This window comes from Rhizobium mayense (assembly GCF_030272705.1).
Lineage (GTDB): Bacteria > Pseudomonadota > Alphaproteobacteria > Rhizobiales > Rhizobiaceae > Rhizobium > Rhizobium mayense.
In genome coordinates this window covers 238319-251002 of the sequence record NZ_JARFYM010000005.1, presented here as the reverse complement: position 1 = coordinate 251002, position 12684 = coordinate 238319, and the positions used below count along the sequence as shown (strand labels likewise).

10 protein-coding genes are annotated in these 12684 nt (G+C 60.1%); 1 reads left to right on the top strand and 9 read right to left on the bottom strand.

The genetic code is table 11. The features are described 5' to 3' along the window. Window positions 1-48 precede the first annotated feature (48 nt). The 4 genes from galE to PY649_RS10030 form a co-directional block, all read right to left on the bottom strand. Window positions 49-1083, bottom strand: coding sequence for a UDP-glucose 4-epimerase GalE (gene galE, locus PY649_RS10045; protein ID WP_285868163.1), 1035 nt, complete (start codon window positions 1081-1083; stop codon window positions 49-51). Window positions 1084-1306: 223 nt separating this feature from the next. Next, on the bottom strand, window positions 1307-2473 hold the full coding sequence (locus tag PY649_RS10040; protein ID WP_285868162.1) for a pyridoxal phosphate-dependent aminotransferase: 1167 nt from the start codon (window positions 2471-2473) through the stop codon (window positions 1307-1309). Window positions 2474-2619: 146 nt separating this feature from the next. Further along, entirely contained in the window at window positions 2620-3054 is a 435-nt protein-coding gene (gene mscL, locus PY649_RS10035; RefSeq protein ID WP_285868161.1) for a large conductance mechanosensitive channel protein MscL, read from the bottom strand. 330 nt (window positions 3055-3384) lie between these two features. Beyond that, the gene (locus tag PY649_RS10030) at window positions 3385-3945 is read right to left on the bottom strand and encodes a TetR/AcrR family transcriptional regulator (RefSeq protein WP_285868160.1); all 561 of its coding nucleotides are present in this window, start codon (window positions 3943-3945) and stop codon (window positions 3385-3387) included. 139 nt (window positions 3946-4084) lie between these two features. On the opposite strand from PY649_RS10030, the gene PY649_RS10025 reads away from it, so the two are divergent. Continuing rightward, on the top strand, window positions 4085-5311 hold the full coding sequence (locus PY649_RS10025) for an MFS transporter (RefSeq protein ID WP_432761345.1): 1227 nt from the start codon (window positions 4085-4087) through the stop codon (window positions 5309-5311). On the opposite strand, the gene PY649_RS10020 is transcribed toward PY649_RS10025, so the two are convergent. From PY649_RS10020 to PY649_RS10000, 5 genes are all read right to left on the bottom strand, one after another. Beyond that, window positions 5308-5751 carry a YybH family protein gene (locus tag PY649_RS10020; protein ID WP_285868158.1) on the bottom strand — a complete coding sequence of 148 codons (444 nt, stop codon included), beginning with the start codon at window positions 5749-5751 and terminating at the stop codon, window positions 5308-5310. The genes PY649_RS10025 and PY649_RS10020 overlap by 4 nt on opposite strands. Before the next feature lie 120 nt (window positions 5752-5871). After that, window positions 5872-8082 (bottom strand): 3-hydroxyacyl-CoA dehydrogenase NAD-binding domain-containing protein, encoded by a 2211-nt coding sequence (locus tag PY649_RS10015; RefSeq protein WP_285868157.1) that lies wholly within the window; start codon window positions 8080-8082, stop codon window positions 5872-5874. A 15-nt stretch (window positions 8083-8097) separates the two neighbouring features. Further along, window positions 8098-9306 (bottom strand): acetyl-CoA C-acetyltransferase, encoded by a 1209-nt coding sequence (locus PY649_RS10010; RefSeq protein WP_285868156.1) that lies wholly within the window; start codon window positions 9304-9306, stop codon window positions 8098-8100. Between the two features lie 35 nt (window positions 9307-9341). Further along, entirely contained in the window at window positions 9342-11138 is a 1797-nt protein-coding gene (locus PY649_RS10005; RefSeq protein WP_285868154.1) for an acyl-CoA dehydrogenase C-terminal domain-containing protein, read from the bottom strand. Window positions 11139-11395: 257 nt separating this feature from the next. After that, window positions 11396-12427, bottom strand: coding sequence for an acyltransferase family protein (locus PY649_RS10000; protein WP_285868153.1), 1032 nt, complete (start codon window positions 12425-12427; stop codon window positions 11396-11398). Between the last annotated feature and the right edge of the window lie 257 nt (window positions 12428-12684).

Sequence of the window (12684 nt, the reverse complement as noted above, 5' to 3'; positions counted from 1 at the left end):
ACATTAAAATATAGATATATTCCCATGTAATTCCGGCGCTGAGCGATCTCAGACGCTTGGCGCCGCGAACACCTTATGCAAGCCACTGACGTCGAAACCGGACTTGTGCGCGAGGTAGATTTCCCACTCCAGCGACGAGCGTATGATCGTCTCCATGCAGTTGTATTTCGGCGCCCATCCCAGTTCGCGCTGGGCAAGGGTGGCGTCGGCGACAACGCTGGCTGCATCGCCGGGTCGACGCTGCGCCATATGAATGCGGAAAGCGCGGCCATAGACGCGCGTGACCATGTTCAGGACGTCCAACACCGAATAGCCCGTGCCATAACCGCAATTGGCGACAAGCGGCCGGCCGCCGTTTCTCAGGTGTTGCAGTGCCATCAGATGCGCCTCGACGAGATCGGAGACGTGGATGTAGTCGCGCACACCGGTGCCGTCATGTGTCGGATAGTCGGTGCCGTAGATATCCACCTGGCGGCGCCGGCCGAGGGCCGCCTCGCAGGCAACCTTGACTAGATGGGTTGCACCGTCGGTCGATTGACCGGCCCGACCCTTCGGATCGGCGCCGGCGACGTTGAAATAGCGCAGCGCCACATAGCGGAAATCATAAGCCGCGGCGGCATCGCGCAGCATCAATTCCGACATCAGCTTGGATTGCCCATAAGGTGTTTCCGGCCGCGGCGGCGCGCTTTCCCGCACCGGTTCGCTGGAGGGCTGAGGGCCGTAGACGGCGGCGGTGGAGGAGAAGACGAAGTGGCGAATGCCGGCCTTGATCGCGGCGCTCGCCAGGATGCGGGTTTTACCGGTGTTGTTATCGTAATAGGCAAGCGGATCTTCGATCGACATCGGCACAACGGCGGAGCCGGCAAAATGAATGATCGCGTCGATATCGTTTTCCGCGAAGATCTTCTGCAGCAACGCTTCATCGGCGACATCGCCGAGATAAAAGCGTGCCGCCGGCGCGACCGCCCAGCGAAAGCCGGTGGAGAGACGGTCGATGACGACCACATCCTCGCCGGCGTCCAGCAATTTCCAGACCATATGGCTGCCGATATATCCGGCGCCGCCCGTCACCAACACTGTCATTCTTCGCGCCCCTGCTAAGTAATCTGAGGAGCATATGAAGCCCGCTTTCTTACGGATTTGATTAAAAGCAGGGGTTGAGTGGGCCCACGCGAAGGGAAGATTGTTCCTATGGTTAGGCCGGGTTTTCGGGGATTGATCGAATTTTATCGATCTCGGTGGCGCGCAAGAAAAACCCGGCGCAACGGCCGGGTTCAGTCAATAGATCAGCAGGTAAACCCAGCCCTTACAAACCTAGAATATACCGGCTTAACCGTTCCGCGGCATCCGCCACCTGCGCGGGATCACGCAGAAAACACGCGCGCATGAAGAGTTCACCGCCCTTGCCGAAGGCCGTTCCAGGCGCCAGGCCGACGCCGGTCTTGTCGACGATATCGAGGGCGGCCTTGCGGCTGTCGGTGACGCCGTCGATCTTCAGGAACGAATAGAGCGCGCCGTCCGGCTTCAGCGTGTGGACGCGGTTGGTGGCGATCAGCGCATCGCAGAGGATGTCACGCGAACGGGCCGCCTTGGCGACGTTGGAGCGGACGAAATCATCGCCTTCGTTCAACGCGGCAACTGCACCCTTCTGCATGAACTGCGCTACACCGGAGGTGGAATATTGCACGAGGTTTTCGATAACCTGGCCAAGCTCGGCGGGCGCCACGATCCAGCCGACGCGCCAGCCGGTCATCGACCAGTTCTTCGAGAAGGAATTGACGAACAGGATTTTGTCGTCGGCTTCCTTGACGTCCAGGAAACTCGGTGCGCGGCCGCCGGCATAATAGTAAAGCGCATAGATTTCGTCGGCCATGATCCAGAGATCATGCTTGCGCGCGAGCGCCAGAATATCCCGAAGATTTTGGTGGGTCGCCGTCCAGCCCGTGGGATTGGAAGGGGTATTGATGAAGAGACCCTTGGTCTTCGGCGTGATCGCCGCCTCCAGGCGCCCGAGATCGAGCGACCATTTGCCGTGTTCGAATTGCAACGGCACGGGGACCGAACGGGCGCCTGCAATCTCCAGCGCCGCGGCGATATTCGGCCAGGCCGGGGAAAGATAGACCATCTCATCGCCGGGGGACGTGATCGCCTGCACGGAAAGCTGGATCGCCTGCATGCCGGAGCCGACGACGTAGAAATACTCCATCGGCAAGGAGGTGCCGAAGTGCCGGCCATAATAATCGGCAAGTGCCTGGCGCAGCTCCGGAATGCCGCGCTGCCACGTGTAGAAGGTTTCGCCGGCGTTAAGCGAGGCCATGGCGGCGTGATTGATGAAATCCGGCGTCGGCAGATCGCCCTCGCCAACCCATAGCGGCAGCAGGCCGTCGCGGCCACGGGCATAATTCACAACTTCCACGATCCCGCTTTCGGGTGCGGCAAGCGCACGCGGGCTAAGGCTATCCAAAATCGACATGCTAGGTCTCCGGTTTCCTGCTTCATAAAGCAGAAACGTGGCCAAATCCTATGACTTTGCCTTAGCGACCAATCGATTTTCGTGATGGATAGCGCCTCGGCCGTTGATCAGCCGAGGCTTGAAATCAGGGATTGCGAAAAAGTGCTTCAGGCGGCGGGGCGCTTTGCTAGGAGATCGCGAATTTCAGTCAGCAACTGGACATCGGCCGGCGGCGGCGCGGCTTCGGCGGCCTTTTCCTCTTTGCGCGCGACCTGCTTTTGCAACGCGTTCACGCCCTTGACCATCAGGAATATGATCCAGGCGAGGATGAGGAAATTGATGAGGACGGTGATGAAATTGCCATAGGCGAAAACCGCGCCCTGCGCACGGGCGCCGGCCAGCGTCGGCGCATTGACGGCAGACGACAGGGGCAGGAAATGATTCGAAAAGTCAAAACCGCCGAAAATCGCACCGACGATCGGCATGATGATATCCTCAACCAGCGACTTGACGATACCGCCGAACGCGCCGCCGATGATTACACCGACTGCGAGATCCATGACGTTGCCACGAGCAATGAAAGCCTTGAATTCATTAAGCATTGACCAGTCCCCTTCGCGTTGCCGTTGAATTCGCTAGTGATGATTAGCACCACCTTTTTCCTTATTTTTCAACAGCAAATTGGCCCGAAGCCCCGCTCAGGCGCTTGTATCCCAAGGGAATCACCTTTCTGACATCTTTTAAGTGCGTAAGTTACGAGCACCTCAACCAAAGCCGTGAAAAAGCACCGAGATCAACACCGGTTGTGTCGTCTTGCACCGAGTTTTCGGCCGCCACTCCCAATTTCAGTCTCGAATATCGCTAAGGCTGAAGATGGGGTCTAGTAGATCAGTACAATTTCAAGATGCATGTTTACGGTCTTTCCAAGTCCTTTAATCAGTATTCTCCGGCATCACCCGAGAGATCAGGCCGCGAACGCAATCATTGCTCGGCACCTGGTCGAAAAGGATGCGGTACATGATCGGCGAGACGACGTAGTCCATCAGTTCGGTGAGCGTCGGGAATGCCTCACCCCGCTCGTCCGCCCGGGCGACGAGGACGCGCAGTTGTTGCTGGGTATAGATGCAGCACTTCTCCGCATTTGCCGTGTCGGATACCGCCAGGACATCGCGGATCATTTGGCGGCCTGCGCCGGAGGACATTTCGTCGGCATATTGCTCGGCCCAGGCCTGCAGGTCATTCCTGGCGCTACCGGTTTTGGGCGGCTCCGTTTCCGGCTGCAGGCGTGAGGCCGCCACGTCGGCCAGGAGCTCCTGCAGGTCCCCCCAGCGGCGATAGATGGTCGATGGCGTCACATTGGCGCGCTGCGCGATGAGCGGGATCGTCACATCGGCGCGATTCATTCCGGCCAACATGTCTCGAACTGCCTGATGCACCGCGGCCTGAACCCTGGCGCTGCGCCCGCCGGGACGCGGATTTTCCTTTGAAACCATAAGTTTATCCCAATCTTTCCCTTTGTTGCCGATAGTGCATCAAACGCAATAGCGCGCGCTAACGCAAATTATTTGCTTTTAGTTGCGCGGCACGCTACATGTGCTTAACGCAATATTTTAGCTTTTAGCCAGGATGTAGCTGATGACCACGTTCGAATCCACCGCCAATTCGCCGCGGCCATTGGGCCGCCGGTTCGCACCGCTCTTTCATGCCGCCACCAGCGCCACTTTCTTCGCTGCCTCTTCCGCGCCGACGCCGCTCTATCGAATCTACCAGCAGGTATTCGCCTTCTCGCCGGTGCTGATCACGGTCATCTTTGCGGTCTATGCCTTCGCTCTCCTCATCTCGCTCCTGATCGTCGGTTCGATCTCCGATCACCTCGGGCGTCGGCCGGTGATCTTTGCTTCGCTCATCCTCAATATGGTGGCGATGGTGCTGTTTTTAACGGCCAACAGTCCGAATTGGCTGATTGCCGCACGCATCGTGCAAGGCTTCGCCACGGGCGCCGCGGCAGCCTCGATCGGCGCCGCGCTCGTCGATCTCGATCCGGCCAAGGGTTCGGTGACCAACAGCATCGCGCCGCTCATCGGCATGGCGATCGGCGCGCTTGGCACCAGCGCTCTGGTGCAATATGCGCCGGCGCCGACACTTCTCGTTTACGCCGTCGTGCTTGTCGTTCTGGTCCTGGAGGCCATGCTGATTTGGGCAACGCCCGAAACGACCCGCCGCAGAACCGGCCTCATCGCTTCACTGAAGCCCGAGGTGGCGATCCCGCCGCAGGTCCGCCGGACGCTGCTGGCGCTGACACCGATCAATGTCGCAGTCTGGGCGCTCGGCGGCTTCTATCTCTCGCTGGTCCCGTCGTTGATCAGCGCCACCACGGGCAGTGCCGCGCCCCTTGTCGGCGGCTCGGTCGTTGCCGCATTGACGATCAGCGGCTCCGCATCCGTGTTTTTGCTGCGCAAAAAGCCTGCTGCAACCGCGCTGACCTTCGGCATATCGACCATGACCTTCGGCATTCTCGCCGTGGTCGCCGGCGTGCATTCGGCCGAGGTGCCGATCCTCATCGCCGGCACGCTGATCGCGGGCTCCGGCTTCGGCGCCAATTTCCTGGGTGCCGTGCGCAGCATCATGCCATTGGCCAAGCCCGACGAGCGCGCAGGCCTGCTCTCGGCCTTCTACATCCAAAGCTATCTCGCCTTCAGCCTGCCCGCCATTTTGGCCGGGTTCCTGTCGAAGGCCGTTGGTTTTGCGGCAACGACAGATATCTATGCTGCAGCGATTCTGGTCTTGGTCGGCAGCGGCGTGATGGCGTTGAGGGCCGGGCGCGAGAAGGTGGTCGCGCCGGCTTGCGCCCGCAGTTAGGGCTTCAGCCCAAGCTCGGCCAATCCGCTGCCGTCCATGGCGAAGGGGACCGATGTGTGATCATGGGCGATCTTCCAGACACCGGCTTCCTTCAGGAGGCCGAGCGTCTGGCGAAACCAGAGATCGACCTTGTTGCCGTCGGTCTTGGTGCCCAGCATATGCGTCAGGCCGCTCCAGAATGCGATATCACCGCCGATCGTCAGCTTCTGGTCTTCGACATCGCCGGCGATCGGCCCCTGCCAGGTATCGAACCAGCCTTGCAGGCCAGCCTGATCCTTGCCTTTATATTGCAGCGGCGGCGCCAGGGTGAATTCCACGATGTCGTCGGTCACATGCGACAGGACGCCGGCGGCGTTCTTCTCTCCTATCGCCGTTGCCCACTCGACCAGCATGGCAAAGATCGCGTCGGCTTCTTCGCGGTTTCCGATAATTTTGGCCATCGTTTATCTCCTCAGTTTGATGGAACTAAGCAGAGGACGAATGAAATGGGCCGCCCCCGACAGGAGCGGCCCGTTATTTTACCAGCATTGACCGGCATGTTCTCGCGTGGAGAAAGCCTTTTATGCTGCCGTCTTCACACCATAGGGGTCAAACCGCCCATAGAATGTTTCGCCCTTCGCCGCCATGTCGTTCAGCAACGCTGTCGGATTGAAATGCGGTCCGCAAGTTACGGCCAACGTTTCACAGAGCTCCACGAAGGATTTGACGCCCATGCCGTCGATGTAGGAGAGCGCGCCGCCGGTGTAGGGGGCGAAACCGAAGCCTAGGATAGAGCCGACATCGGCTTCGCGTGGATCGGTAACGATGCCTTCTTCTATGGTGCGGGCGGCTTCCAGCGCGATGGTGACGAGGAAGCGTTGCTTGAGGACGTTGACGTCGATCTCATCGGCCTTCTTCTGCGGATACAAATCCTTCAAGCCCAGCCAAAGCGACTTCTTGGCTGGTTTCGGCGGATAGTCGTAAAAGCCCTTGGAGTTCTTGCGGCCGAAGCGGCCTTCGCCTTCGACGAGCCGTGTGATCAGCTGCAAATGTCCGATATCAACGGCCTTCTCGCCAAGGTCGGCGACGGCCGCCTTCAGGATCTTCAGCGACAGGTCGATCGCGACTTCGTCGTTCAGCGCCAACGGCCCGACCGGCATGCCGGCCATCTTCGCGGCGTTCTCGATCATTGCCGCAGGGACACCTTCGATCAGCATGTCGTAGGCTTCCGACATGTAGCGCAGGACGCAGCGATTGACGAAAAAGCCGCGGGTGTCGTTGACGACGATCGGCGTCTTCTTGATGGCAGCGACGTAATCGAGCGCGACGGCAAGGGCGCGGTCACCCGTTTCCTTGCCGAGAATGACTTCCGTCAGCATCATCTTCTCGACCGGCGAGAAGAAATGGATGCCGATGAAGTCGGCCGGACGCTTCGAATTCGTCGCAAGGCCAGTGATCGGCAGCGTCGAGGTGTTGGAGGCGAAGACGGCGCCTGCGGGCAGCACGGCTTCAACGGCCTCGATGACGGCCTTCTTCACCTCGCGATCCTCGAACACCGCCTCGATGACGAGATCGGCATCGCTGAGGTCGGCATAATCGGCCGAAGGCGTGATACGGGACAGCAGCGCCGCGCCTTCATCCTGCGTAAACCGTCCCTTACCGACGGAGTCCTTGACCAGACCTTCCGAAACCGTCTTGCCCTTGGTTGCGGCTTCAAGGTCGCGATCGATGAGCGTGACGGGGATGCCCGCGGCTGCGGTGACATAGGCGATCGAGGCACCCATGAAGCCGGCGCCCACGACACCGACTTTCTTGAGCTCGGTCTTCGGCTGTCCGGCCGGGCGGCGAGCACCCTTGCCAAGCTCCTGCATGGAGACGAACAGCGAGCGGATCATCGAATAGGCTTCGGTCGTCTGCAGCACCTGGGTGAAATAGCGCTGCTCGATCTTGAGGCCGGTGTCAAAAGGCACCTGCAGGCCTTCATAGACGCATTTGAGGATGGCGAGTGCGGCCGGATAGTTGCCGGATGTCTCACGGCGAAGGATTGCGGGTGCCGCCGGCCAGAGCTGCGCGGCGGCCGGCGTCCATATGCCGCCACCGGGCGCCTTGAAGCCCCTTTCGTCCCAGGGAGCGACGGGCTTCAGCCCATCCTTGATCATCTGCTTGGCGGCCGGGATCAGCTGATCCGGCTCGACGACCTGATGCACCAGGTTCATTGCCTTGGCGCGTGCAGCCGTCAGCGACTGGCCTGTCGTCATCATCTGCAGGGCCGATTGCGCATCGGTCAGCCGCGACACGCGCTGCGTACCGCCAGCGCCGGGGAAGATGCCGACCTTGACCTCGGGCAGCGCGATCTTGACGCTTTTCGCATTCGAGGCGACACGGCCATGGCAAGCAAGCGACATCTCGAAGGCGCCACCCATGCAGGTGCCGTTGATGGCGGACACCCAAGGCTTGCCGCAGGTCTCGAGCTTGCGGAACAGGCCGGTCATGCGGCCGACGAGATCGAAGAGCTTTTGCGCGGCCGTCGCCGGGTCCTTCGCCTTCTCATCCTGATAGAAGGAGAACATCGATTTGATCATCGACAGATCGGCGCCGCCGGAGAAGGAGGATTTGCCAGAAGTGATGACCACGCCCTTGATTGCCTTGTCGGCAACGGTTGCGTCGATGATGGCGTTCAGTTCGTCCATCACATCGACGGTGAAGACGTTCATCGATTTGCCCGGCATGTCCCAAGTGACGAGTGCGATGCCGTCCGCGTCGGTCTCGACGGTGAAATTGGTGTAAGCCATTGGTTTTCTCCTCCTTCAGACGCGTTCGACGATCGTGGCCGTCCCCATGCCGGCGCCGATGCAGAGTGTCACCAGTGCCGTGTTGAGATCGCGGCGCTCCAGTTCGTCCAGCACCGTGCCGAGGATCATCGCGCCGGTGGCGCCGAGCGGATGGCCCATGGCGATGGCACCGCCGTTGACGTTGATCTTGTCGTGCGGGATATCGAAAGCCTGCATGTAGCGCAGCACGACGGCGGCGAAGGCTTCATTGAGCTCGAAAAGATCGATGTCGGCCAGTGTCATGCCGGTGCGCTTCAACAGCTTTTCGGTAACGTCGACCGGGCCGGTCAGCATGAGGGCCGGGTCGGAGCCGATATTGGCGAAAGCCTTGATGCGGCCGCGCGGTTTCAGCCTCAAGCTTTCGCCGCCGGCTTTCGAGCCGAGCAGCACGGCGGCGGCGCCATCGACGATCCCCGAGGAATTGCCGGCATGGTGCACATAGTTGATGCGCTCGACTTCCGGATGCGCCTGGATGCCGACCGCTTCGAAGCCTCCCATCTCTCCCGGCATCTGAAAGGATGGATTGAGCGAGGCCAAGGCCTGCATATCGGTGCCGGGGCGCATATGCTCGTCCTTGGCGAGGATCGTCAGGCCGTTCACGTCCTTTACCGGAATCACGGACTTGCTGAAATAGCCCTTGTCCCAGGCGTTGGCCGCCCGCTTCTGGCTCTCGACCGCATAGGCGTCGACATCGTCGCGGGAGAAGCCGTATTTGGTGGCGATCAGATCGGCCGAGACGCCCTGCGGCATGAAATAGGCCGGGAAGTTCACCGAAGGGTCCATGAACCAGGCGCCGCCGGACATGCCGAGGCCGACGCGTGACATGCTTTCGACGCCGCCGGCGATGACGATATCGTCGGCGCCCTGCGCAATCTTGGCCGCGCCGAAATTCACCGCATCGAGGCCTGAGGCGCAGAAGCGGGAGATCTGCATGCCGGGCGCCGTAGTCGAATAGCCTGCCTCGAAGGCTGCGGCCTTCGGAATGACGGCGCCGGCATCCATGACCGGATCGACGCAGCCCATGATGATGTCGTCGACCATCCTCGTGTCGAGGCCGTTGCGGTCACGGATCGCCTCCAGCGTCTTGGCGGCAAGGCGGACGGACGGCACCTCATGCAGCGCGCCGTCCTTCTTGCCACGCCCGCGCGGCGTGCGCACATGGTCGTAAATGAAAACCTCGGTCATGTTTCATCTCCCTGCGGCGGCAAGCGCCGTTGTATTCAGAAGGCTTCCGCCGCCAGTTCCATCATCGTGTCCGCGCCGGTTTCGATGCGAGCCTTGCGCAGCGCCGTTTCCGGCATGATGCGCTCCATGTAGAACCGTGCCGTGACAAGCTTGTTCTTCAGATAGTCCTCGCGTGCGCTGTCGCCACCCGCGAGACCTGCCTGCGCCGCCTTCGCCATCTTCGCCCACATATAGCCGAGGATGACGAGGCCGAAGAGGTGCATATAGTCCGTCGAGCCGGCGCCGGCATTGTCGGGCTTGGCCATGGCATTCTGCATGAACCACATGGACGCGGCCTGGACGTCGTTCAAGCCCTTCTTCAGATGCTTGGTGAAGAAGGCCATTTGCTCGTCGTTGCGATGCTCCTCACAGAAGTCGCCGATCTCCTTGAACAAGGCCATGACGGCGCGGCCGCCGTTCTGTGCCAGCTTGCGGCCGACGAGGTCGAGCGCCTGAATGCCGTTGGCGCCTTCGTAGATCATGGTGATGCGGGCATCGCGGACATACTGGCTCATGCCATGCTCTTCGATATAGCCATGGCCGCCAAAGACCTGCTGCGCCATGACGGCGTGATCGAAGCCCTTATCGCTCATGACACCCTTCAGGATCGGCGTCGCCAGGCCGAGAATGTCGTCAGCTGCCTGCCGTTCCTTCTCATCCGGGGAGCGATGGGCGATATCGGATTTCAGCGCCGTCCACAGCAGGAAGGCACGACCGGCCTCGTTGAAGGCGCGGACGGTCATCAGCGAACGGCGGATGTCGGGGTGAACGATGATCGGGTCGGCTTGTCTTTCCGGCGCCTTCGGACCTGAGAGCGAGCGGCCCTGAATGCGCTCCCGGGCATAATTGGCGGCGTTCTGATAGGCGATCTCGGCAACGGCCAGTCCCTGTAAGCCGACGGCGAGGCGCGCCTCATTCATCATCACGAACATGGCGTTGAGACCCCTGTTCTGCTCGCCGATCAGGAAGCCCGTCGCTCCGTCGTAGTTCATGACGCAGGTGGCACTGCCGTGAATGCCCATCTTGTGCTCGATCGCGCCGCAGGAAACGGCGTTGCGCGAACCGAGCGAACCATCCTCCTTCACGAGGAACTTCGGCACGATGAACAGCGACAAACCCTTGGTACCATCGGGCGCACCTTCGATGCGGGCAAGAACTAGATGGACGATATTGTCCGTCATGTCATGCTCACCGGCGGAGATGAAGATCTTCTGGCCGGAAATCTTGTAGCTGCCATCGGCCTCAGGAACGGCCTTGGTGCGCAGCAGGCCGAGATCGGTGCCGCAATGCGGCTCGGTGAGGTTCATGGTGCCGGACCATGTGCCATCGATCATCTTCGGCAGGTAGGTCTGCTTCTGCGCTTCGGAGCCATGCACGAAGATCGCGGCGATGGCGCCCTGTGTCAGGCCGGGATACATCATCAGCGACATATTGGCGGCGGAGGTATATTCGCCGACGGCGCAATGCAGCGTGTAAGGCAGCCCCTGCCCGCCGAATTCCTCCGGGACCGCCAGCCCCAGCCAACCGCCTTCACGATAGGCCCGATAGGCCTCCTTGAAGCCCTTCGGCGTCGAGACCGACCCGTCGTCGCGGCGCACGCAGCCTTCCTGGTCGCCAGAGTAATTCAGCGGGAAAAGCACTTCTTCCGCCAACTTGGCCGCCTCGCCGACGATCGCCTCGATCATGTCGGGGCTGGTCTCGGCGAAACCCGGCAGCGTGTTGTAGCGTTCCAGCCCGAGCACGTCGTTCAGGACGAAAAGCGTATCGTTCACCGGGGCCTTGTAGACTGGCATCTCTCGAATTCCTCCAATTCGCTGCCGGAATCTCATTCCGGCCATTGATCGAGTCTTACAAAATATTGACGTTTGCGTAAACGTCAAATTTGCGTGACGCGTTGGTTTTTTGGGTAAGGTAACCGAACGGGCGCACGATGAAACTGATAGTGGCAGGCGGCGGAGACCGTAGCCCTACGGCTGCTGGCTTGCCAAATAATGACCGTCGATGTGACCAATATCAGCCGTTGGCGGCCTGGCCGCTTCCGCGCTCACCGTTATCCGGGCTGAGTTTGCCCGACAACCTGACGGCTGAATATGGCATTGAGCCTTGCGCGCATGGGGCGCTCGATGAGGTAATAACTTGCCACGCCGCAGGCGATACCCAGTATGAGCAGGAAAACTGGCGGTACGACACCCAGGCCCATCAGCTTGTAAAGCGGTTCCTGCCACAGATAGATCGAGAAGGAGCACAGCCCGAAAAAGCGGAGCACATTGCCTTCGAAATTCCGACGGAACCATGGTGCGGAATATTCGATCCCGATGACCGCCACCGCCAGCAGGATCGTCTTGGCGCCGAAGAAGGCTGCGGCATCCAGGCCGAACATCCGCGCCAAGATCGCGCTTGCCAAGGCGCATGGCGCGATCCATGTCCAGCTCTCCCGGTGCACCCACGGCCTGAGAAAAATGAAGAGGGCTGCGGAGATGAATATCCCGGCCATGGCGACATCGGTGCGCCACATGACCAATCTGGTGTCTCCCTCCGACATATCGAGCCTGATCACGCCGTTGATCAGGGCTATCAAACCCGCAGCAAGGATAAGGCCCGAGGTGATGAATTTGCTCCGCGAACGGGTGGCGAAGGCGATCAGACCGAGGAGAATATAGCTGTGCTCCTCGACGCAGAGCGACCAGATATGATCAAGCAAGGAAAAAGGCAGGCCGTAGACGAAGGCATAGTTCAAGGTGAACGTCAGCGCAAAAGCGGCGAGTTTCAAGCCATATTCGCCGACCGTGCCGTGGAACGCCAGGCCAGTGATCAATACGAAGACAAACAACGTCGGATAAACGCGCGCAAACCGTCGGGCGAAGAACATCGGTAGCCGCATCTGCCTGACAAACAAAATCTCCGCCATCAATCGGCCTGACAACACGAAGAACAGATCGACGCCGAAAGAGCTGAAGCCGGGCAGATATTGGTCGGCGCCAAAATGGCCCATCAACACCACGATGACCGCCAGCCCACGCCATCCATCCAAGGCCAGAACGTAATGTGTCCGATCCGGTTCACGAGCGATGGATGGCGGCACGAACTCGACTCCCGAAGATATTCAAGTCACTTCAGGATTTCACAACTCGATTGAGAAAAATATAACGCCGTTCAGTTTAAGGGATCTGCAATTCTGCCCGTCAAACCACGGCAAAAACAGAGGGGATGACGGACGTTCAATGCGCTCGCGCCAATGCCGCAGCGTCGATCACATCAATAAGAATATGAACATATTCAATAACAAGGCCAAAATAAAAGGTTAAGATTTCCGCAAAACTTAACGGGTTGTTTACCACG

What these genes read in the sequence shown, in the direction of transcription:
- galE (WP_285868163.1), bottom strand. Translation starts at nt 1,083, where the DNA reads ATGACAGTGTTGGTGACGGGCGGCGCCGGATATATCGGCAGCCATATG.
- PY649_RS10040 (WP_285868162.1), bottom strand. Translation starts at nt 2,473, where the DNA reads ATGTCGATTTTGGATAGCCTTAGCCCGCGTGCGCTTGCCGCACCCGAA.
- mscL (WP_285868161.1), bottom strand. Translation starts at nt 3,054, where the DNA reads ATGCTTAATGAATTCAAGGCTTTCATTGCTCGTGGCAACGTCATGGAT.
- PY649_RS10030 (WP_285868160.1), bottom strand. Translation starts at nt 3,945, where the DNA reads ATGGTTTCAAAGGAAAATCCGCGTCCCGGCGGGCGCAGCGCCAGGGTT.
- PY649_RS10020 (WP_285868158.1), bottom strand. Translation starts at nt 5,751, where the DNA reads ATGGCCAAAATTATCGGAAACCGCGAAGAAGCCGACGCGATCTTTGCC.
- PY649_RS10015 (WP_285868157.1), bottom strand. Translation starts at nt 8,082, where the DNA reads ATGGCTTACACCAATTTCACCGTCGAGACCGACGCGGACGGCATCGCA.
- PY649_RS10010 (WP_285868156.1), bottom strand. Translation starts at nt 9,306, where the DNA reads ATGACCGAGGTTTTCATTTACGACCATGTGCGCACGCCGCGCGGGCGT.
- PY649_RS10005 (WP_285868154.1), bottom strand. Translation starts at nt 11,138, where the DNA reads ATGCCAGTCTACAAGGCCCCGGTGAACGATACGCTTTTCGTCCTGAAC.